This window comes from Hydrogenophaga sp. ZJX-1, assembly GCF_048590325.1.
Taxonomy (GTDB): domain Bacteria; phylum Pseudomonadota; class Gammaproteobacteria; order Burkholderiales; family Burkholderiaceae_C; genus Hydrogenophaga.
The window spans coordinates 1-19,665 of sequence record NZ_JBMBRA010000011.1 but is presented as its reverse complement, the minus strand read 5'-3'; the positions used below and the strand labels follow the sequence as shown (position 1 = coordinate 19,665).

Annotated in this window: 29 protein-coding genes; 8 read left to right on the top strand and 21 right to left on the bottom strand. The window is 63.9% G+C overall.

From position 1 onward, the window contains the following. Positions 1–20: 20 nt before the first annotated feature. Both lipA and ACN5W5_RS23040 read left to right on the top strand, forming a co-directional pair. Positions 21–1,043: a lipoyl synthase gene (lipA, locus tag ACN5W5_RS23045; RefSeq protein ID WP_420050756.1), complete on the top strand. Its 1,023-nt coding sequence runs from the start codon at positions 21–23 to the stop codon at positions 1,041–1,043. A gap of 2 nt (positions 1,044–1,045) precedes the next feature. Further along, positions 1,046–1,729: a helix-turn-helix domain-containing protein gene (locus ACN5W5_RS23040; RefSeq protein ID WP_420050755.1), complete on the top strand. Its 684-nt coding sequence runs from the start codon at positions 1,046–1,048 to the stop codon at positions 1,727–1,729. 122 nt (positions 1,730–1,851) lie between these two features. Here ACN5W5_RS23040 and ACN5W5_RS23035 read toward each other — a convergent pair whose 3' ends face one another. Continuing rightward, entirely contained in the window at positions 1,852–2,202 is a 351-nt protein-coding gene (locus ACN5W5_RS23035; RefSeq protein ID WP_420050754.1) for a carboxymuconolactone decarboxylase family protein, read from the bottom strand. A gap of 103 nt (positions 2,203–2,305) precedes the next feature. On the opposite strand from ACN5W5_RS23035, the gene ACN5W5_RS23030 reads away from it, so the two are divergent. After that, a complete protein-coding gene (locus tag ACN5W5_RS23030) occupies positions 2,306–3,142 on the top strand; it encodes a DMT family transporter (RefSeq protein WP_420050753.1) in 837 nt (278 codons plus the stop codon). Between the two features lie 35 nt (positions 3,143–3,177). Here ACN5W5_RS23030 and ACN5W5_RS23025 read toward each other — a convergent pair whose 3' ends face one another. The 6 genes from ACN5W5_RS23025 to ACN5W5_RS23000 are packed head-to-tail and all read right to left on the bottom strand — an operon-like array spanning position 3,178 to position 7,889. Further along, positions 3,178–3,582 carry a VOC family protein gene (locus tag ACN5W5_RS23025; RefSeq protein ID WP_420050752.1) on the bottom strand — a complete coding sequence of 135 codons (405 nt, stop codon included), beginning with the start codon at positions 3,580–3,582 and terminating at the stop codon, positions 3,178–3,180. 19 nt (positions 3,583–3,601) lie between these two features. Then, positions 3,602–5,374, bottom strand: a complete 1,773-nt coding sequence (ptsP, locus tag ACN5W5_RS23020; protein WP_420050751.1) for a phosphoenolpyruvate--protein phosphotransferase — start codon at positions 5,372–5,374, stop codon at positions 3,602–3,604. A 4-nt stretch (positions 5,375–5,378) separates the two neighbouring features. Then, positions 5,379–5,648, bottom strand: coding sequence for an HPr family phosphocarrier protein (locus ACN5W5_RS23015; protein ID WP_420050750.1), 270 nt, complete (start codon positions 5,646–5,648; stop codon positions 5,379–5,381). After that, the gene (locus ACN5W5_RS23010; RefSeq protein ID WP_177137019.1) at positions 5,617–6,063 is read right to left on the bottom strand and encodes a PTS sugar transporter subunit IIA; all 447 of its coding nucleotides are present in this window, start codon (positions 6,061–6,063) and stop codon (positions 5,617–5,619) included. The genes ACN5W5_RS23015 and ACN5W5_RS23010 overlap by 32 nt, the downstream gene beginning before the upstream one ends. Before the next feature lie 9 nt (positions 6,064–6,072). Further along, complete coding sequence (locus ACN5W5_RS23005) at positions 6,073–7,356, bottom strand: MFS transporter (RefSeq protein ID WP_420050749.1); 1,284 nt, start codon at positions 7,354–7,356, stop codon at positions 6,073–6,075. After that, positions 7,353–7,889, bottom strand: a complete 537-nt coding sequence (locus ACN5W5_RS23000) for a hypothetical protein (protein WP_420050748.1) — start codon at positions 7,887–7,889, stop codon at positions 7,353–7,355. Before ACN5W5_RS23000 ends, ACN5W5_RS23005 begins: the two co-directional genes overlap by 4 nt. A 56-nt stretch (positions 7,890–7,945) precedes the next feature. On the opposite strand from ACN5W5_RS23000, the gene ACN5W5_RS22995 reads away from it, so the two are divergent. The 3 genes from ACN5W5_RS22995 to ACN5W5_RS22985 all read left to right on the top strand — a co-directional run bounded on the left by ACN5W5_RS22995 (position 7,946) and on the right by ACN5W5_RS22985 (position 10,368). Then, entirely contained in the window at positions 7,946–9,211 is a 1,266-nt protein-coding gene (locus tag ACN5W5_RS22995) for a CaiB/BaiF CoA transferase family protein (protein WP_420050747.1), read from the top strand. Positions 9,212–9,385: 174 nt separating this feature from the next. Then, the gene (locus tag ACN5W5_RS22990; RefSeq protein WP_420050746.1) at positions 9,386–9,718 is read left to right on the top strand and encodes a hypothetical protein; all 333 of its coding nucleotides are present in this window, start codon (positions 9,386–9,388) and stop codon (positions 9,716–9,718) included. Between the two features lie 164 nt (positions 9,719–9,882). Then, the gene (locus tag ACN5W5_RS22985) at positions 9,883–10,368 is read left to right on the top strand and encodes a TlpA disulfide reductase family protein (protein WP_420050818.1); all 486 of its coding nucleotides are present in this window, start codon (positions 9,883–9,885) and stop codon (positions 10,366–10,368) included. 105 nt (positions 10,369–10,473) lie between these two features. On the opposite strand, the gene ACN5W5_RS22980 is transcribed toward ACN5W5_RS22985, so the two are convergent. Then, positions 10,474–10,926: a c-type cytochrome gene (locus ACN5W5_RS22980; protein WP_420050745.1), complete on the bottom strand. Its 453-nt coding sequence runs from the start codon at positions 10,924–10,926 to the stop codon at positions 10,474–10,476. A gap of 149 nt (positions 10,927–11,075) precedes the next feature. Between ACN5W5_RS22980 and ACN5W5_RS22975 the strand changes: the two genes are divergently transcribed. Together ACN5W5_RS22975 and ACN5W5_RS22970 are read left to right on the top strand one after the other, a co-directional pair. Continuing rightward, on the top strand, positions 11,076–11,750 hold the full coding sequence (locus tag ACN5W5_RS22975; protein ID WP_420050744.1) for a cytochrome b/b6 domain-containing protein: 675 nt from the start codon (positions 11,076–11,078) through the stop codon (positions 11,748–11,750). A 66-nt stretch (positions 11,751–11,816) separates the two neighbouring features. Further along, positions 11,817–12,311 carry a GNAT family N-acetyltransferase gene (locus ACN5W5_RS22970; RefSeq protein WP_177137012.1) on the top strand — a complete coding sequence of 165 codons (495 nt, stop codon included), beginning with the start codon at positions 11,817–11,819 and terminating at the stop codon, positions 12,309–12,311. Positions 12,312–12,394: 83 nt separating this feature from the next. On the opposite strand, the gene ACN5W5_RS22965 is transcribed toward ACN5W5_RS22970, so the two are convergent. The 13 genes from ACN5W5_RS22965 to tuf all read right to left on the bottom strand — a co-directional run bounded on the left by ACN5W5_RS22965 (position 12,395) and on the right by tuf (position 19,659). Further along, positions 12,395–12,907 (bottom strand): peroxiredoxin, encoded by a 513-nt coding sequence (locus tag ACN5W5_RS22965; protein ID WP_177137011.1) that lies wholly within the window; start codon positions 12,905–12,907, stop codon positions 12,395–12,397. 138 nt (positions 12,908–13,045) lie between these two features. Next, the gene (gene rpsQ / locus ACN5W5_RS22960; RefSeq protein ID WP_177137010.1) at positions 13,046–13,315 is read right to left on the bottom strand and encodes a 30S ribosomal protein S17; all 270 of its coding nucleotides are present in this window, start codon (positions 13,313–13,315) and stop codon (positions 13,046–13,048) included. An 11-nt stretch (positions 13,316–13,326) separates the two neighbouring features. After that, complete coding sequence (gene rpmC / locus ACN5W5_RS22955; protein ID WP_177137009.1) at positions 13,327–13,533, bottom strand: 50S ribosomal protein L29; 207 nt, start codon at positions 13,531–13,533, stop codon at positions 13,327–13,329. A gap of 16 nt (positions 13,534–13,549) precedes the next feature. Further along, complete coding sequence (gene rplP / locus ACN5W5_RS22950; protein ID WP_300865739.1) at positions 13,550–13,966, bottom strand: 50S ribosomal protein L16; 417 nt, start codon at positions 13,964–13,966, stop codon at positions 13,550–13,552. A gap of 2 nt (positions 13,967–13,968) precedes the next feature. Then, positions 13,969–14,844 (bottom strand): 30S ribosomal protein S3, encoded by an 876-nt coding sequence (gene rpsC, locus ACN5W5_RS22945; protein ID WP_226464578.1) that lies wholly within the window; start codon positions 14,842–14,844, stop codon positions 13,969–13,971. A gap of 15 nt (positions 14,845–14,859) precedes the next feature. Beyond that, positions 14,860–15,195, bottom strand: coding sequence for a 50S ribosomal protein L22 (gene rplV / locus ACN5W5_RS22940; RefSeq protein WP_177137006.1), 336 nt, complete (start codon positions 15,193–15,195; stop codon positions 14,860–14,862). 9 nt (positions 15,196–15,204) lie between these two features. Continuing rightward, on the bottom strand, positions 15,205–15,480 hold the full coding sequence (rpsS, locus tag ACN5W5_RS22935) for a 30S ribosomal protein S19 (RefSeq protein ID WP_077334601.1): 276 nt from the start codon (positions 15,478–15,480) through the stop codon (positions 15,205–15,207). 12 nt (positions 15,481–15,492) lie between these two features. Beyond that, positions 15,493–16,317, bottom strand: a complete 825-nt coding sequence (gene rplB / locus ACN5W5_RS22930) for a 50S ribosomal protein L2 (RefSeq protein ID WP_305360856.1) — start codon at positions 16,315–16,317, stop codon at positions 15,493–15,495. A 2-nt stretch (positions 16,318–16,319) separates the two neighbouring features. Further along, positions 16,320–16,634 (bottom strand): 50S ribosomal protein L23, encoded by a 315-nt coding sequence (gene rplW / locus ACN5W5_RS22925; protein WP_177137004.1) that lies wholly within the window; start codon positions 16,632–16,634, stop codon positions 16,320–16,322. Next, on the bottom strand, positions 16,631–17,251 hold the full coding sequence (rplD, locus tag ACN5W5_RS22920) for a 50S ribosomal protein L4 (protein WP_420050743.1): 621 nt from the start codon (positions 17,249–17,251) through the stop codon (positions 16,631–16,633). Before rplD ends, rplW begins: the two co-directional genes overlap by 4 nt. Further along, positions 17,251–17,925, bottom strand: coding sequence for a 50S ribosomal protein L3 (gene rplC / locus ACN5W5_RS22915; RefSeq protein ID WP_177137002.1), 675 nt, complete (start codon positions 17,923–17,925; stop codon positions 17,251–17,253). The genes rplD and rplC overlap by 1 nt, the downstream gene beginning before the upstream one ends. A gap of 217 nt (positions 17,926–18,142) precedes the next feature. Next, the gene (gene rpsJ / locus ACN5W5_RS22910; protein ID WP_068174613.1) at positions 18,143–18,457 is read right to left on the bottom strand and encodes a 30S ribosomal protein S10; all 315 of its coding nucleotides are present in this window, start codon (positions 18,455–18,457) and stop codon (positions 18,143–18,145) included. An 11-nt stretch (positions 18,458–18,468) separates the two neighbouring features. Further along, positions 18,469–19,659 (bottom strand): elongation factor Tu, encoded by a 1,191-nt coding sequence (gene tuf, locus ACN5W5_RS22905; RefSeq protein ID WP_420050742.1) that lies wholly within the window; start codon positions 19,657–19,659, stop codon positions 18,469–18,471. Positions 19,660–19,665: the final 6 nt, after the last annotated feature.

The window sequence follows — 19,665 nt, the reverse complement described above, 5'->3', positions numbered from 1 at the left end:
CGCGCTACCGCGCATACACCATGACCCGCCCCGACACTCCCACGGCCGCCGACGCCCAAACGGTCCGCGAAGCCCAGCCCGCCGCCGGCTACGACGCCACCGCCAAGCAGAAAAGCCAGGCCAAGACCTCGCGCATCCCGATCAAGATCGTGCCAGCCGAAGTGCTGAAGAAGCCCGAGTGGATCCGCGTCAAAGCCGGCTCGCCGAGTACCCGCTTCTACGAGATCAAGGACGTGCTGCGCGCCAACAAGCTGGTCACGGTGTGCGAAGAAGCCAGTTGCCCGAACATCGGCGAGTGTTTCGGCAAGGGAACGGCCACCTTCATGATCATGGGCGACAAGTGCACGCGCCGCTGCCCGTTCTGCGACGTGGGCCACGGCCGCCCCGACCCTCTGGACGCGAACGAGCCGGAGAACCTGGCCAAGACGATTGCCCAGCTCAAGCTCAAGTACGTGGTGATCACAAGCGTGGACCGCGACGACCTGCGCGACGGCGGCGCCGGCCATTTCGTGGCCTGCATCGAGAAGACCCGCGAGCTGTCACCGCAAACGCAGATCGAGGTGCTCGTGCCCGACTTTCGCGGCCGCGACGACCGCGCGCTGGAGATCCTGAAGGCCGCACCGCCCGACGTGATGAACCACAACCTGGAAACCGCGCCGCGCCTGTACAAGGAAGCACGCCCGGGTTCTGATTACCAGTTCAGCCTGAACCTGCTCAAGAAGTTCAAGGCGCTGTTCCCGCACGTGCCCACCAAGAGCGGCCTGATGGTCGGTCTGGGTGAGACCGACGAAGAAATCCTCGAAGTCATGCGCGACATGCGTGCGCACGACATCGAGATGCTGACCATCGGCCAGTACCTCGCGCCCAGCGGCCACCACCTGCCGGTGCGCCGCTACGTGCACCCGGACACCTTCAAGATGTTCGAGGCCGAGGCCTACAAGATGGGCTTCACCCACGCCGCCGTGGGCGCGATGGTGCGCAGCTCGTACCACGCCGACCAGCAGGCGCATGGCGTGCTGAACGCTGGCGCCACCAAGGGCTGACCATGCGCCTCCCGGCCGATGCCCTGTCGGTCCGGTGCTACGGCGCCTCGCACGGCAGCCATGCGCACGAACACTTCCAGATCCTGCTCGGACTGGACGGCGTGCTGGAGCTGGAGGTGGATGGGCGAGGTCGTCGCCTTGCGGCCGGCGACGGCGCCGTGATCGTCCCCGGGGATCGCCACGATTTCGAGGCCGCCGGTGCGGCGCGCTGCTTGGTGCTCGACTCCCACGACGCGCGCTGGCAATACGCCCGCGAGAACCCCGCGCCCCCGGCACTGGCACCCCTGGCCAGTTACCTCGCCGCGGCCTGCGGCAGCGCCCTGCCCCGCGCCCGGATGCTAGGCCCGGCCCTGATGCTGGAAGCCTGGACACCGCCTGCGGCGGTGCGGCGAGCACGGCGCGCCATCGACTGGGCCGCATTGACCGCCTGGGCACAGGCCCACAGTCATGAGTCCCTGCAAGTGAGCGACCTGGCGTCGCGCGTGCACCTGAGCGCCGCACAGTTCACCGCTCGTTGCAGAGAAGACCTGGGACAAAGCCCCATGGCCTGGCTGCGCGAGCTGCGGCTGGCCGAAGCGCGCCAGTTCAGGCGCCAGGGCCTGCCGGTTGCCGAAGTGGCGCGGCGCACGGGCTACCACTCGCCGTCGGCGCTCACCGCCGCCCTGCGAAAGCAAACGGACCACTGACGGACAAGACCCGTGGATCGCGACGATCCACCCTCGGCTCGCGATGGTGCGGCCACTATGCTGACGCCATGTGTCAACGCCCTGCGATCAGCCCATCCGCGCGCACCCATGCGTTCGGGTTCTCAGGCCTTCACGCTGAGCTTTTCCCACGCCGCGATCACTTCCGCGGCGTACATCAGGGCGGGCCCGCCGCCCATGTAGACGCAGACGGTCAGCATTTCCTCCAGTTCGGGCCGGGTGCAGCCGAGCTGGACCAGCGCTTTGACGTGGAACCCGATACAACCCGAGCAACGTTGCGTGACCGCGATCGACAACGCGATCAGCTCCTTGTGTTTGGCGCTGAGTTCGCCATCGGTGATGGCGGCCTTGGCCAGTTGGCCGAAGCCGGCCATGGCGTTGGGCTGGGCTTTGCGGAAAGGCGCCAGGCTCTCGTTGATGTCGCGCATCAGGTCGCTGTGATTGAACGTGCTCAATTGAAATCCTTCGAAGAAAAATACCCTGTGGAGTATGTACCATGAAGCCCGCACGCTGCCTTGTCGTGGATCAAAGCGCCGTGGCGGCACTCCGGGTGCCTGAATGACGGCCCATCTGCTGGCCCTTGGTGCCATGGCGCTGTGGGCATCACTGGCCGCACTCGGGGTGTCGCTGTCGCAAGTGCCACCCTTTCTGCTCACCGGGCTGGCCCTGCTGGTGGGCAGCGTGATCGCCTTGCCGCTGTCGCGCTTCGACTGGCGCCAATGGCGCATCCCACCCTCCACGCTGGTGTTGGGGGTCTATGGCCTTTTCGGCTACCACTTCCTGTTCTTCATCGCGCTGCGCCACGCACCGCCGGTGCAGGCCAATCTGGTGAACTACCTCTGGCCGCTGGGCATCGTGGTGATGGCGCCGCTGTTCCTACCCGGCGTGTCGCTCACCGCGCGCCACGTGCTGGCTGCGCTGATCGGCTTTGCCGGCGCGGCGCTGGCCATACTCGGACGCGGGGGCAGCGGTGAAACCGTCTGGGCCTGGGGCTACATCCCGGCGCTCGGCTCGGCCTTCATCTGGGCCAGCTATTCGCTGCTGACAAAACGGGTGCGGGCATTCCCCACTGCGGCCATTGGCAGCTTTGCGCTGGTTTCGGGGCTGCTCTCGCTGCTCTGCCACGCCTGGCTGGAAACCACCACTGCGCTGTCAGCGCGCGACTGGGGCCTGATCGCGCTGCTCGGCCTGGGGCCGCTGGGTGGCGCGTTCTTCCTGTGGGACGCGGCGCTCAAGCGCGGGGATGCGCGGCAGATCGGCGTGTTGAGCTTTCTCACGCCACTGCTGTCCACCCTCACGCTGCTCTGGGTGCGCGGGGAGGCCCCGAGCGCTTCCGTGGTCCTGGCCGCGGTGATGATCATCGGCGCCGCGGTGATGGCGACGCGGATCCGCTGAGACGCTCCGCCCCGGCTCGCGCACCACAGCGTGGATCAATCGACCTGATTCGGCGGCGCTGCCTCGTACAGCTCCAGCGGCAAGCCGTCGGGATCGGCGAAAAAGGCGAACCGCCGTCCCGTGTATTCATCCACCCGCACGGGCTCGACTTCCACGCCTTGCGCCTCCAGCATGCGCTTGGTGGCCTCAACGTCAAGCACTTCAAAGGCCAGGTGACGCAAACCCTGCGCCTCCGGATAGGAGGGCCGGGGTGGAGCGCCCAGGAACGAAAACAGTTCGATCTGCGAACCGTCGGGCAGGGCCAGGTCGAGCTTCCAGCTCTGGCGCGTCTCGCGGAAATGTTCACTGATCACCGGCAGCCCCAGCACCTCGGTGTAAAACCGCCGGGACCGTTCATAGTCCGCGCAGATGATCGCGGCATGGTGGATGCGCAACAACACGAGGCCGCCCTCCATCCGATCAATCGGCCATCAACGCCGCAGGATCCTCGGCCACGAGCACGCTCTGGGCCCAGGCCTGCAGGCGCACGGTGTCGCTGCGCAGGATCTGCTGCTTGACGGCCAGGATCTGTGACGGATGCATGGAAAAACTGCGCAGACCCAGGCCCAGCAGCAGTCGCGTCATGGCGACGTCGCCCGCCATTTCGCCGCACACGCTCACGCCCTTGCCCTGGGCCTGGCACTGCGCGATGGTGCTGGCCAGCAGTTGCAGCACAGCCGGGTGCACCGGGTCGTAGAGGTGGGAGACGGCCTCGTCGGCGCGGTCGATGGCCAGCGTGTACTGGATCAGGTCGTTGGTGCCGATGGACAGAAAGTCGAAGTACCGCAGAAACAGCGGAATGGTGAGCGCCGCAGCGGGCACTTCGATCATCGCGCCCAGGCGCACCGGGCCATAGGCCTGGCCCCGTGTATCGAGCTGCTCGCGGGCGCGGTCCACCAATGCCAGCGTCTGGCGGATCTCGCTGGCGTGCGCCAGCATCGGTATGAGCAGGTTGATCGCGCCGTGCGCCGCAGCGCGCAGGATGGCCCGTAACTGCGCCAGAAACATGGTCGGCTCGGCCAGACTCCAGCGGATGGCGCGCAAGCCCAGCGCAGGATTCAGGTGGTCTTCGCCGGCGCGCACGGGTGTTCGGTCCAGGGGTTTGTCCGCGCCCACGTCCACCGTCCGGATGGTGACGGGCAGGCCCTGCATGCCTTCGACCGCGCGGCGGTAGGCCTGGTACTGCTCTTCCTCGTCAGGCAGCTTGCCGTTGCGCCCCATGAACAGGAACTCGGTGCGGAACAGGCCGACACCCACGGCACCCGCCTTGAGCGCTGCGATCGCGTCATCGGGCTGCTCGATGTTGGCCAGCAGTTCGATCTTCTGTCCATCGAGCGTGACGGCCGGTGTGTTTTTCAGACGCGACAGGCGCTCGCGCTCGACCTCACCCTGGCGCTGCTTGAAGCCGTACTCGGCCAGCAGGATCGCCGAAGGGTCGACCACCACGACCCCAGCATCGCCATCGATGATGACCCAGTCGTCCTGGTTGATCAGGTGGCTGGCCGAGCGCGCACCGACCACGGCCGGAATGTCCATGCTGCGCGCAACGATGGCGGTGTGGCTGGTCTTGCCGCCCACGTCCGTCACGAAGCCCGCAAACACGCTCTGCTTGAACTGCAGCATGTCGGCCGGAGAGAGGTCGTGCGCGATCAGCACCAGCGGCACTTCGACCGAGGGATCGAACAGGGTGTCGCTCTTGCCGTCTGCCGCAGCGGGCCGTGGCGCCGCGACGGGCGAGGCCACACCTCGCATGAAGCGCAGCATGCGCTCGACCACCTGCTCCAGATCGGCCTTGCGCTCGCGCAGGTAGGGGTCTTCCATTTCGTCGAACTGGCGAGCGATCACCTCCAGCTGGGTGGTCAGCGCCCATTCGGCGTTGTAATGGCGGTCCACGATCCAGTGTTTGACGCCGTTGGTGAGCTGCTCGTCCTGCAGCAGCATGAGGTGCACATCGAGCAGGGCGCTGAGTTCCGGGTGGGCATCGTTGGACCCCAGTTCACCCAGGCTGTGCTGCACGCGGCCGATCTCTTCGACCACCGCCTTGCGCGCCGAGCGCAGACGCTCGATCTCGGCCTCGACCTGTTCGACCTTGACAAAATAGTGCGCCACGTCCACGCGGCTCGACGCCACGATGACAGCCCGCCCGATGGCAATGCCCCGGGAGACCGCCAGGCCATGGACAGTGAAGCTCATGCCGTCACTCTCCCTCGCCGAACTTGTCGTTGATCAGGGCGACGATGGCCTCCATCGCCTGCTGCTCGTCGGGCCCGTTGGTCTCGATTTCGACCGTGCTGCCGAGCCCGGCGGCCAGCATCATGACGCCCATGATGCTCTTGGCGTTGATGCGGCGTTCGCCGCGCGACATCCAAACATCGCAGCTGTGACTGCCGGCGATTTTGGTGAGTTTGGCCGAGGCGCGTGCGTGCAGCCCGAGCTTATTGCTGATGGTCACGGTGGTCTTGATCATGGGTGGCTCTTCGGGCCTGGTTCTGAGGTGCGGTGACGGCCACTTGAATGACCCCTTGCGTGGCACCGATCATGGCGCGCGAAATCAGGGCGTCGAGCGACTCGTGGCGGTAGGACACGGTGCGCAGCAGCATGGGCAGGTTGACACCGGCGATCAGCTTGGAGCGCACACCGTCCACCAGCTTCTGGGCCACGTTGCAGGGTGTGGCACCAAAGACGTCGGTCACGACCAGGGTGTTGGGCTTGTCGAGCTGGCGCAACAGCGCTCGTGCCTGCGCCAGCGATTCTTCGGGGGGTACGTTGGGCTGGACATCCAAGGCCGACACCGCTTCCGCGCTGTCGGGAAACACATGCAGCACACACTGGCGCAAGGCCGAAGCCAGCGGGGCGTGCGCGATGATGAGGATGCCGTTCATGGGTGCAGTTTAGCCCCGCGACGCGATCGCATGGCGCCGGTAGCCGCGCAAAAAACCCCCATACGCCAACAAACAGCACAGCCCGAACACAGCCACTGCGCCGCGGAAGCTGGCTTCGGTGCTCCAGCCCATCGCGCCAAAGGCGTCCACCACCAGACCGATGGACCACTGGACCACAAAGATCCCGGCAAAGATCACCAGGTTGAAGGCCGAGAGCGCCCGACCAGCCGCCTGGGGCGGCAACGCCTGCGCCACCGCCGGCTGCGACAAGGCCACAAAAGTGCTGCCCACACAAAACGCGGCCCACAGGGGCCAGCCAGCATCTGCGCCCAGCCCGACGATGGCGCCCAGCGCCACAAAGCTGAGTGGTAGGCCCCACGCGATCAGGCGTTCGGGCAACAGGCCGCGGTGGGCGAGGTGGGGGTTGATCACACCCCACAGCCAGAACGCCGCGAGCATGCACAGGTTGATGCCAAAAAGGCCCAGTGCCGACTGGTCTGGCGTGTAGCCGGCCACCTTGACCAGCCAGGGACCGGCCCAGAGGGTTTGCACCGCCACCATGCCACCATAGTTCACAAATCCGATGGGCACCATCTGGCGGAAATAAGGGTGGCGCCAGATCTCGCCATAGCCAACGGCCCTGCCCGCAGCGGGCGCACCGGCGCTCCCGTGGTGACGCCAGGCCGGTACGAGCGCGGCGATACCCAGCATGGACACCACCACCAGCCCGGCGAGCAACCAGAACAAACCCCGCCAGCCCAGCAGCGGCATGAGCCACTGCACGGGTAAGGTCGACGCGACCATGCCGAAGGAGCCGGTCATGAGCATCCAGGAATTGGCGCGCATCTGCGTGGCCGGACTCAGCCAGCGCCGGTAACCGGTGAGTGGCGCCATCAGGCAGGCGCTCACACCCATGCCGGTCAGTACCCGCGCGGCGAGCAGCCCGGCGAAGCTGGTGGCCATGGCGAAGGCGGCACAACCGAGCACCGCCACACACAGGAACGCCAGGATGACGCGGCGCGGACCATACCGGTCCAGCAAGGTGCCCAGCGGCATCTGCGTCAGCGCGAAACCAAAGAAGTAGCCGCCGGCCAGCAGGCCCAGGTCACTCGCCTGCAGCGCGAGTTCGGCACTGAGGACAGGAGAGAGTGTGGCCGTGACGGCACGCACCAGCGCCGACAGGAAATAGGCCAGCGCAAAGGCCATGAAGACCCACGCCGCCGTGCGCGGTGCCAGCCATTCGTTTTCGGGCACCGGTGTGCTGGCTTTGGAACGACCCGGCGCGGCGCTCATGGGCCCGACAGCCGCAGACCAGCAAAGAATCCGTCCACCGCCTCGTCCGACAATTTCGCGCCGTAGACCGCGGCCTGGTAGACCTGCGTGCCCTGAGCGAAGTAGGCCGCGCGCGTCTGCACCGGCTGGCCCTGCGGGTCCTGCCCTTGCGCGCTGACGCCTTGCGCGGCGGGTGCACCGGCCACGGTCACGCCCCATTGGGTGGACGGGTCATCGACTGGCGGGGGCACCACGCGGATGGCCTGCAGGCTGGCGCTGCGCCAGGCTGCGAGCGCGACCGGCACCTGGACCACATCCCCCACATCGGCCCAGGCCACAGCGAAGCGCAGCCCCCCGGCTTCGCAGCTGTGCATGTGCAGTTCGGTCGGCGTGACGGCCAGCGGCACCGCTCGCGTGGCGCTTTCGGGCTTGCAGGGCAACAGCGCCTGCAGGGGTGTGCCGTCCAGACGCAGTTCGCGCCAGTTGAAAGTGGGACTGCAGGCGCTCACGGCCAGCAGCGCCGCCAGGCCAGCGGCGCGAGAAGAATGCGGCAAAGGTGTCTCCGAAATGCGCGACAGCGTGGCGCCGCCGCGGCGGGCACAATGGCCCAATGAACGCTCTGGATGGTATCCGCATACTCGATTTGTCCCGCGTGCTCGCCGGGCCCTGGTGCACGCAGACGCTCGCCGATCTGGGCGCCGACGTGGTGAAGGTGGAGCGCCCGCCCGGCCCCAGCCACCCCGGTGGTGACGACACACGCGGCTGGGGTCCGCCCTTCCTCAAGGGCCGCGACGGCACCGACACCGCCGAGGCCGCCTACTACCTGGGCGCCAACCGCAACAAACGCTCCATCACCTGCGACATCGCCCAGCCCGAAGGCCAGGCGCTGATCCGCGAACTCGCCGCCAAGGCCGACGTGTTCGTGGAGAACTACAAGGTCGGCGACATGGCGCGCTACGGTCTGGACTTCGCTTCCCTGCACGCCATCAACCCGAAGCTGGTCTACTGCTCGATCACCGGCTTCGGCCAGACGGGGCCGTACAAGGACCGCGCGGGCTACGACTACGCGATCCAGGGCATGGGCGGTCTCATGAGCGTGACCGGCGAGCGCGACGATCTGCCCGGCGGCGGGCCGCAAAAAGTGGGCGTGGCGGTGGCCGACCTCTTCACCGGCCTGTACGCCACGGTCGCCATCCAGGCCGCGCTGCGCCACGCCGAACGCACCGGCGAGGGCCAGCACATCGACATGGCCCTGCTCGACACCCAGGTCGCCATGCTCGCCAACCTGGGCGCCAACTACCTGGTGCGCGGCCGCGAGGAAGGCAAGGTGCCCGGCCGCGCCGGCAACGCGCACGTGAACATCGTGCCCTACCAGGTGTTCGAAGTCGCCCCCGACGCGCAGGGCCAGCCGCAGCACATCATCCTGGCGGTGGGCAACGACAGCCAGTTCGCCAAGTTCTGCGAGGTGGCCGGCCGGCCCGAACTGGCCGCCGACGAGCGCTTCGCCCGCAACCAGAACCGCGTGCGCCACCGCGCCGTGCTGGTACCGCTGCTCGAAGCCATCATGAAGACCCGCGGCAAGACCGACTGGCTGACCGCGCTCGAAGCCGCCAAGGTGCCCGGTGGCCCGATCAACAACCTGGCCGAGGTGTTTGCCGATCCGCAGGTGCAACAGCGCGGCATGGTGCAGACTTGGCAACACCCGCTGGCCGACGCGGTGGACCTGGTCGCCAGTCCGCTCAAGCTCAGCGCCACACCGGTGCGCAGCGACCTGCCGCCGCCGCTGCTGGGCGAACACACCGCTGAGGTCCTGGGTGACTGGCTGGCGCTCGCACCCGAACGCTTGTCGGAACTCCGCGCGCGCGGTATCGTCTGACGTTGACCCGCACGCCCCCTCTTCCGAGCCCCTGCCCCTTCTGCCATGAGCACCACCGCCACCAAGCCCGAAGCCGTTCCCGCCCCAGTCAACCGTTCCAGCGCTTTGCCCAGTCCGGCGTCCTTGCGCGGCGCGGCGCAGGCTGCCGCGGCGCTCGGGGAACCCCTGGTGGTCATGACCACGCTGAGCGGCTGCCCTTTTTGCGACCTGGTCCGCAACAGCTATCTGCTGCCCCTGCGTCGCGAGGGCAAGGTGCAGGCGGTGCAGATCGACATCCGAGACCGCAGCAGCAACCTGCAAGGCTTCATGGGTGAAAACACCACCCCGGCCGAACAGGCTCGGCTGTGGAAAGCGCGTTTCGCACCGACAGTGCTCTTTTTCGGACCCAAGGGACAAGAGCTGGCGGAACGCCTGGTGGGGGTGGCGGTGCCGGATTTTTACGGGGACTACCTTGATGCCCGGCTTCTGGATGCGCGCAAGCGGTTGAAAACGACAAACACCGCCTGAGGCCCCGGCCCGTTAAACTTTCAGCGATTTCATTGAACTCTGGTCCAGGAAACAGGTCCACTCCTGCAGATATTCCGGCCGCCATCCGCGCCACCCCATTGAGCGACCCGCACCCCATGCCATCCCGTTCCACCCTGCCCGTTCTGCCCACCCGCCGCCGCTCGATGGCGACGCTGTTCGCTGTGGCAGCCGTTGGCACCCTCATCGCGTTGAGTGGTTGCAGCACCAGCGACGCCGCGCCCGCCTCCACCTTTGTGCTGATCGACGGAAGCCAGTCCACCACCGCCGATCTCAAGGGCAAGGTGACACTGGTGAACTTCTGGGCCACGACCTGCGTTTCGTGTGTCAAGGAAATGCCGGCCCTGACCGCGACCTACAACAAATACAAGGACCGGGGCTACGACACCGTGGCCGTGGCCATGAGCTACGACCCGCCCGCTTACGTGCTCAATTTCGCCAAAACCCGGCAATTGCCCTTCAAGGTCGCGCTCGACAACACCGGGGAACTGGCAAAGTCCTGGGGCGATGTGAAACTCACCCCCACCACCTACCTGCTGGACAAACAAGGCAACATCGTCAAACGCTTCGTCGGCGAACCCGACATGGCGGCGCTGCACAACCTGATCGAAGAGTTGCTTGCCAAGGGTTGAGGCCTGGCCTCACAGGTTCTCGCATGAAAAAGCCGGCGTTGAATACGCCGGCTTTTTTTGTTCATTGACGCCGTCATCCGCTCTTCAAACGGGATATTCCGCGCGTCAGTCCTTTCGGAAGTCGTCGTGACAAGCCTTGCACGACTGCCCCGCCGCACCAAACGCCGTCTTCACCGCGTCCAGATTCCCCGTCTTCGCGGCCGCAGCGAGCTTCGACACTTCGCCCTGCATTTTTTCAGCCGCCGCGTTGAACTTGACCTGCTCGGTCCAGATCGCGGGCAACGCGCGCGTGTCGCCTTTATCAGTGCCCGGGACGAAGCCCGCATAGGGCAGCTTGCTCATGGTTTCCACAATGACCGCGTTGTCCGCCGCCACCTTGGCATCGAAGGGCACCTTGCCATTGGCCATGGCACCAATGCGCCCGAAATGGGCACCCATCACAGTGAAAGCGGCCTTGCGGTACTTCACCGCATCTTCGGGCTTCTGGAACTGCGCCGCAGCGGGAGCGGACAAGCCGATCGCAGCGACAGCGAGTGCAAATGAGGCAAGCATTTTCATGGGGACTCCTGTGCAAGTGGATTGGAGGTGTTGTTGTAGCTCTTGCGTGCTACAACGCGCTGAGTCTACGTCGGGTGCCTAAGTTCCGCAGGAACCGCTAACCATCTGTTCTTGTCCATAATCCACTTGTCATCGCTGGAGGTCTTTTCATGCACACCGTCCGTGTCTGGGATCTGCCCACCCGCCTGTTCCACTGGGCCTTGGTGGTCTGCGTCATCGGCCAGATCGTCACCGCCAACGTGGGCGGCAACTGGATGAACTGGCATCTGCGTCTGGGCTACACCGTTTTGACCCTGTTGCTGTTCCGTCTGGTCTGGGGCTTTGTGGGTGGGCACTGGTCCCGTTTCTCCAGCTTCCTCTATGGACCCACCACGGTGCTGAACTACCTCAGGGGCCATGCGCGCCCGGAACACCGCGTCGGCCACAACCCGCTGGGGGCGTTCTCCGTTTTTGGCCTGCTGATCATCTTGCTGTTGCAGGTGGGAAGCGGTCTTTTCAGCGACGATGAGATCGCGTTCACTGGTCCGCTCGTGAGCCTGGTCTCCGGCGAGGCGGTCGGCCTGGCCACCAGTTACCACAAGAACATTGGCAAATTCATCCTGATTGGCCTCGTGGCGCTGCACCTGCTGGCCATTGTTTTCTACAGGATCGCCAAAAAAGAAGTGCTGGTGCGCCCGATGATCGTGGGCGACAAGCACGTGCCCACCGCCGTGCCGAGTGCCCGCGATTCAACGCAGTCGCGCCTGCTGGCGCTGGGCGTGTTGTGCCTGTGCGCGCTGGCGGTGTATCGGCTGGTGGGTCTGGGTGTCACGTCGGGGTTTTGACTGTCGGCTGCGAAAAGCAGCTTGTCGTATAGTCGTGACCCGGAATCGCCCGAGCACCTTGAATCCATGAACGAGTCCCCTGCCGAAGTCACCCTGCGCCTGGTTCACTCTGGCGAAGATGTGGCCACCATTCGTGCGCTCTTTCTGGAGTACCAGGCCGATCTGGGTGTGGACCTGTGCTTCCAGGGCTTTGCCGACGAACTGGCGACCCTGCCCGGTGATTACGCGGCGCCTGGTGGCGGTTTGTTGCTGGCCTGTGTCGACGGTGCACCCGCCGGCTGCTGCGCCTTTCGGCCGTTGATCAGCAGCGACCACCTCAACGCCTGCGAAATGAAACGCCTGTTTGTCCGGCGTGCGTTCCGTGGCTTTGGCCTGGGCCGCCAACTGGTCGAGCGCATCATGACCCTGGCCCAACTCGCGGGCTACACCACCATGTTGCTGGACACGCTGAGCGACATGGAGACGGCACGGGCCATGTACCAGGAAGCGGGTTTTGTCGAGGTGCCCCCCTATTACCACAACCCGTTGGCCGGAGCCCATTACCTCAAGGCTGTGCTCTAGCCTGGTGTGAATGATCCGTGGTTGGGGAAAAGGAAAGGGCAGACCTCCCGCTGGTGGCCTGCCCTTGATCCGTGCCGTCGATCTCAGAGACCGGCTTTGACCTGTGCCAACAAGGTTTCGGCGTCGCTCACCTCGAACTGACCCGGGCCTTCGATGTTCAGCGCCTTGACCACGCCATCCTTCACCAGCATGGAGTAACGGTTGCTGCGCAAACCCATGCCGCGTGCCGTCAGATCCAGTGTCAGGCCGGTCGCCTTGGCAAATTCTGCACTGCCATCGGCCAGCATGCGCACCTTGTCACCGGTTTTCTGGTCGCGCGCCCAGGCGCCCATCACAAACGCGTCGTTCACGCTCAGGCACCAGATTTCGTCAACGCCCGCGGCCTTGAGGGCATCGAACTGAGCCACATAGCCGGGCACATGTTTGGCCGAACAAGTAGGGGTGAACGCACCGGGCAAGGCAAAAATAGCGATGGTCTTGCCAGCGCTGGCCTTGGCCGTGTCCACCGGGTTGGGGCCAATGCTGCAGCCTTCTCCCGCAACCTCGATGAATTCCATCAAGGTGGTTGCAGGAATCTTGTCGCCGATCTGAATCATGGGGGCTCCTCGTTGTACTGGATAAAGCCCCGCAGGGCCGGATTGGCCAATCCGCGAGAAACGCGGCGCCAGAAATGAAAAAAGCGACCGAATTGTCGGTCGCTTCTTCGAGTTGCGCTGCAGGGCGCAAAAACAGGCTTACACCAGTGCGGCCTTTTGAACCAGGCGGGTGGCCACCCAGTTTTTGGTCTTGGACAGCGGACGGCTTTCGGTGATCTCGATCACGTCGCCCGTCTTGTATTCACCGGCTTCGTCGTGCGCGTGGTACTTGCTCGACTTGGCAACGATCTTGTCGTAGAGCTCGTGCTTCACACGGCGCTCAACCAGAACCGTCACGGTCTTGGCACGCTTGTCACTGACGACCTTGCCAATCAAGGTGCGCTTGAGGGATGTTTTAGCTTCCGTCATGGTTTCGCTCCTTATTTGGCAGCAGCCGCTGCACGCTGTTGCTCGGCCAGGATGGTCTTGGCGCGGGCAATGGCACGGCGGGTGTCGCCCAGCGTACCGGTGTTGTTGAGTTGTTGCGTGGCTTTTTGCATGCGCAGACCGAAGTGGGCCTTTTGCAGCGATTTCACTTCGGCTTCGAGGCCGGCCACATCCTTTTTGCGCAGATCAGCAGTTTTCATCTCATGTTCTCCTGAATCACTGACCCAGCATGCGCGTCACGAATGTGGTGCGCAAAGGAAGTTTGGCGGCAGCCAGCGTGAAAGCTTCACGCGCCAGCTGTTCGGGCACGCCGACGATCTCGTAAAGCACCTTGCCGGGCTGGATTTCAGCCACGTAGTACTCAACCGAACCCTTGCCGTTGCCCATACGGACTTCGGCCGGCTTGTTGGAGATCGGCTTGTCCGGGAACACGCGGATCCAGATGCGGCCGCCACGCTTGACGTGACGGGAAATCGCACGGCGTGCGGCTTCGATCTGACGGGCCGTCAGACGGCCGCGGTCGGTGGACTTGAGACCGAAGTCACCAAAAGCCACGGTAGCGCCACTGGTGGCGACGCCCGTGTTGCGGCCTTTTTGCTCTTTACGGTACTTGCGACGAGCGGGTTGCAACATGTTTATTCTCCTTTGCCGTCCGCAGCTGCAGATGCGGGTGCGTCTTTACGAACGCGCTTAACGGCGGGTTTGGTGTCACCACCCGTGGCTTCGGCAGGCTTGTCGCTGCCATCGGCCGGGGCGGCATTGGCGCCAGGGCGGCGAACCGCAGCGCGGGCAGGAGGACCAGCCGGACGCTCGCGGCGCGGACCACGCGGACGACGATCTTCTTCAGAACGGGGTGCTTCAATGGCCACAGGCGCATCGTTGCGACCCAGGGTGTCGCCCTTGTAGACCCAGACCTTGACACCGATGATGCCGTAGGTGGTCTTGGCTTCGGACGTGCCGTAGTCGATGTCGGCGCGCAGGGTGTGAAGCGGCACGCGGCCTTCGCGGTACCACTCGCAGCGAGCGATTTCAATACCGTTGAGACGACCCGACGACATGATCTTGATGCCCAGGGCACCCAGACGCATGGCGTTCTGCATGGCGCGCTTCATGGCGCGGCGGAACATGATGCGCTTTTCGAGCTGCTGCGTGATGCTGTCGGCGATCAGCTTGGCATCGATTTCGGGCTTGCGCACTTCTTCGATGTTGACCGCAACCGGCACGCCCAGCTTGGCGGCCAGTTCTTTCTTCAGCTTCTCGATGTCTTCACCCTTCTTGCCGATCACCACGCCCGGACGTGCCGAGTAAATGGTGATACGGGCGTTCTTGGCAGGACGCTCGATCACGACGCGGGAAACCGCGGCGTTCTTCAGCTTGCCCTTGAGGTACTCGCGCACCTTGATGTCTTCGGCCAGCATGCCGGCGAAGTCGCGGTTGCTTGCATACCAGCGGCTGGCCCAGTTGCGTGAAATCGCGAGGCGGAACCCGGTGGGGTTGATTTTCTGTCCCATATTCCAGTGACCTCTTCAGTTGCCAACCGTCACATAGATGTGACAGGTGGGTTTGCTGATGCGGTTGCCGCGGCCTTTGGCGCGGGCCGAAAAACGCTTGAGCGTGGTGCCTTGTTCGATGTAGATGGTCTTGACCCTCAATTCATCGATGTCGGCACCGTCGTTGTGTTCAGCATTGGCGATCGCGGATTCGAGCGCTTTCTTGACAATGCCAGCGGCCTTCTTTTGCGTGAACGCCAGGATGTTCAGGGCTTGGTCAACCTTTTTGCCGCGAATCAGGTCCGCAACCAGGCGGCCCTTGTCCATCGACAGGCGCACGCCGCGAACGACAGAGCGAGTTTCTGTATTCATGGTTGGTCCTTACTTCTTCGCTTTTTTATCGGCCGGGTGGCCTTTGAACGTGCGCGTCAGCGAAAACTCGCCGAGCTTGTGACCCACCATCTGATCGGTGATGTACACGGGCACGTGCTGCTTGCCGTTGTGCACAGCAATGGTCAGGCCGATGAACTCGGGCAGGATCATGGAGCGGCGCGACCAGGTCTTGACGGGCTTTTTGTCCTTGGTGGACACGGCCTTTTCCACTTTGGCCATCAGGTGATGGTCAATGAAAGGGCCTTTTTTGAGTGAACGAGTCATGTTGTCAACCCTTTACTTCTTGCGACGCGACACGATCATCGACTGCGTACGGCGGTTGTTGCGCGTACGGTAGCCTTTGGTCAGGTTGCCCCATGGATCCACCGGAGCACGGCCTTCGCCGGTCTTGCCTTCACCACCACCGTGCGGGTGGTCGATCGGGTTCATCGCGGTACCGCGAACGGTCGGACGGATGCCCATGTGACGCTTCACACCGGCTTTGCCCAGCTGACGCAGGCTGTGTTCCTGGTTGGACACTTCACCGATGGTGGCGCGGCAATCGACGTGGATCTTGCGCACTTCACCCGAGCGCATGCGCACCTGGGCGTAAATGCCTTCGCGGGCCAGCAACACGGCCGAAGCACCAGCGGAACGGGCGATTTGCGCGCCTTTGCCGACTTGCAGTTCGATGCAGTGGATGGTCGAACCGACGGGGATGTTGCGGATCGGCAGGGTGTTGCCGACACGGATCGGCGACTCCGAACCGGACAACAGCGTGGCACCAACTTCAACACCGCGCGGAGCGATGATGTAACGGCGCTCGCCATCGGCGTAGCACAGCAGCGCAATGTGGGCGGTGCGGTTGGGGTCGTACTCGATGCGTTCGACCTTGGCCGGGATGCCGTCCTTGTTGCGACGGAAGTCGACCACGCGGTAGTGGTGCTTGTGACCACCGCCCTTGTGGCGAACCGTGATGTGACCGTTGTTGTTGCGACCGGCCTTCTGGAATTGTGGTTCCAGCAGCGGTGCATAACCTTCACCTTTGTGGAGGTGGTCACGCGTGACCTTCACCATGCCGCGACGGCCTGGTGAGGTAGGTTTCATCTTGATAACTGCCATGATTAAACAGCCTCCCCGCCGAAGTTCAGTTCCTGACCCGGCATCAGCGTCACGTAGGCCTTGCGCACGTGGTCGCGGCGACCAACGGACTTGCCAAAGCGCTTGGACTTGCCTTTTTGGTTCAGCACGGACACGCCCTTGACTTCCACCTTGAACATCAATTCCACAGCGGCTTTGATTTCAGGCTTGGAAGCATCCCGCAGCACCTTGAACAGCACGGCGTTGGATTGCTCGGCGGCTTGTGTGGCCTTTTCCGACACGATCGGTGCAACCAGCACCTGCATCAGACGGCCTTCGTCGTATTTCGTGACGCTCATGCGAACATCTCCTTGAGCTGGTCAATGGCGCCCTTGGTGACGATCACCTTCTTGTAGTGCACCAGCGACACCGGATCGGCGTAACGCGGCTCAACAACGAGGATGTTGGGCAGGTTGCGCGAAGCCAGGTACAGGTTTTCGTCCACTTCCTCGGCGATCACCAGAACATGGTTCAGGTTCATGGCCTTGAACTTGTCGGCGAGCTGTTTGGTCTTGGGCGAGTCCACCTTCATGGAATCCACCACCGACAGACGGCCTTCACGGACCAGCTGCGAGAAGATGGAGGCCATGCCGGCGCGGTACATCTTCTTGTTGAGCTTCTGGGTGAAGTTTTCGTCGGGGCTGTTCGGGAAGATGCGACCACCGCCACGCCACAGCGGCGAAGAGGTCATACCGGCGCGGGCGCGGCCCGTGCCTTTTTGCTTGAACGGCTTCTTCGTCGAGTGATGAACCTGCTCACGGTCCTTCTGTGCTCGCGTACCCTGGCGGGCATTGGCCTGATAGGCCACGACCAGCTGGTGAATCAGCGCTTCGTTGTAGTCACGACCAAACACGGTCTCGGGCACGTCCACATTGGACGACGCTTGACCCTGGTCATTCAGGAGTTCAACTTGCATCAGTTAGCTCCCTTGTTGACTTTGGCTTTGATGGCGGGGCGAACGGTCAGGAAACCGCCGTTGGAGCCCGGCACAGCGCCACGGATCATCAGCAGCTGACGGGCTTCGTCAACGCGGAAGATGTCGAGGTTCTGGATGGTCTTGGTGTCATCGCCCATGTGTCCGGTCATTTTCTTGCCGGGGAACACGCGACCTGGGTCTTGTGCCATGGAGATCGATCCCGGCACGTTGTGCGAACGGCTGTTGCCGTGCGACGCGCGCTGGGATTTGAAGTTGTGGCGCTTGATGGTGCCGGCGAAGCCTTTACCGATCGAGGTGCCTTGCACGTCCACCTTCTGGCCAGCCGCGAAGATCGCGTTGGCAGCCACCACGGCACCGGGCTGGTACTGGGCAGCAACGTCGGAGGCGACGCGGAATTCCTGGATGATTTCACCCGCTTCAACACCGGCCTTGGCCAGGTGGCCCGCTTCGGGCTTGGTGACGCGGGAGGCACGGCGGGCACCAAAGGTGACCTGCAGCGCATCGTAGCCATCGTTGGCTTGGGTTTTGACTTGTGTCACACGGTTGTTGGACACGTCGACCACCGTGACAGGAACTGCGTCCCCATCATCGGTGAACAGGCGCATCATGCCCACCTTGCGACCCAACAACCCGAGGGAGTTGCTAAGACTCATTGTTTTCTCCGTTCCCGACTTCAATTGGCCGGGGCTGATGTTGTGCCCGCCTCCACCCTGAGGCAGCGCTGCGGCACATTGTTAAGGCGCTCCGGACCCACCGGGCAGCACCGAAAAAACGATCATCTCTCAGACCAAAGGCCTGAAAAGCCTACGAGTATAACCAGCAGGCTGAAATTGCGCAAGCCTAGCTCTCGCCAAGCTTGCCATGCGTGCATTACTGCAGCTTGATTTCGACGTCCACGCCGGCCGGCAGGTCGAGCTTCATCAGGGCGTCAACCGTTTTGTCGGTCGGGTCCACGATGTCCATCAGGCGCTGGTGGGTGCGGATTTCGAGCTGATCGCGCGACGTCTTGTTGACGTGCGGCGAACGCAGGATGTCAAAACGCTTCATGCGCGTCGGCAGGGGCACAGGGCCCTTGACGATGGCGCCGGTGCGCTTGGCGGTGTCGACGATCTCCGCAGCTGAGGTATCGATCAGTTTGTAGTCAAACGCTTTCAGGCGGATGCGGATCTTTTGCTTGGAAGACATGTGGATGCTCCTTACGCGATGATCTTGGCAACCACACCGGCGCCGACGGTACGGCCACCTTCGCGGATGGCGAAGCGCAGACCTTCTTCCATGGCGATCGGGGCAATCAGCTTGACCGTGATCGACACGTTGTCGCCTGGCATGACCATTTCCTTGCCTTCGGGCAGCTCGATCGAGCCGGTCACGTCGGTGGTGCGGAAGTAGAACTGCGGACGGTAGTTGTTGAAGAACGGCGTGTGACGGCCACCTTCATCCTTGGACAGCACGTACACCTCACCCGTGAAGTGGGTGTGGGGCTTGATGGAGCCGGGCTTGCACAGCACCTGGCCGCGCTGCACGTCTTCGCGCTTGGTGCCGCGCAGCAGGATACCGACGTTGTCGCCAGCCTGACCCTGGTCCAGCAGCTTGCGGAACATTTCCACGCCGGTGCAGGTGGTCTTCTGGGTGTCGCTGATACCGACAATTTCGATTTCTTCGCCGACCTTGACGATGCCGCGCTCGATACGACCGGTCACGACGGTGCCGCGGCCGGAGATGGAGAACACATCTTCCACGGGCATCAGGAAGGCACCGTCCACAGCGCGCTCGGGCGTGGGAATGTAGGTGTCCAGGGCGTCGGCCAGCTTCATGATGGCTTCTTCACCCAGGGGGCCCTTGTCGCCTTCGAGGGCGAGCTTGGCCGAGCCGTGGATGATGGGGGTGGCGTCGCCGGGGAAGTCGTACTTATCCAGGAGCTCGCGCACTTCCATTTCGACGAGTTCGAGCAGTTCGGCGTCGTCGACCATGTCGCACTTGTTCAGGAACACGATGATGTAAGGCACGCCCACCTGGCGGGCCAGCAGGATGTGCTCGCGGGTCTGGGGCATCGGGCCGTCAGCGGCGGAGCACACCAGCACGGCGCCATCCATCTGGGCGGCACCGGTGATCATGTTCTTGACGTAGTCGGCGTGGCCGGGGCAGTCAACGTGGGCGTAATGGCGGTTGGCCGTTTCGTATTCCACGTGGGCGGTGTTGATGGTGATGCCGCGGGCCTTTTCTTCAGGCGCTGCGTCGATCTGGTCGTAGGCCTTGGCGGCGCCACCGAACTTGGCCGCCAGCACGGTGGTGATGGCCGCGGTCAGGGTGGTCTTGCCGTGGTCAACGTGACCGATCGTGCCGACGTTGACGTGCGGCTTGGTCCGCTCAAATTTCTCTTTTGCCATTTTTCA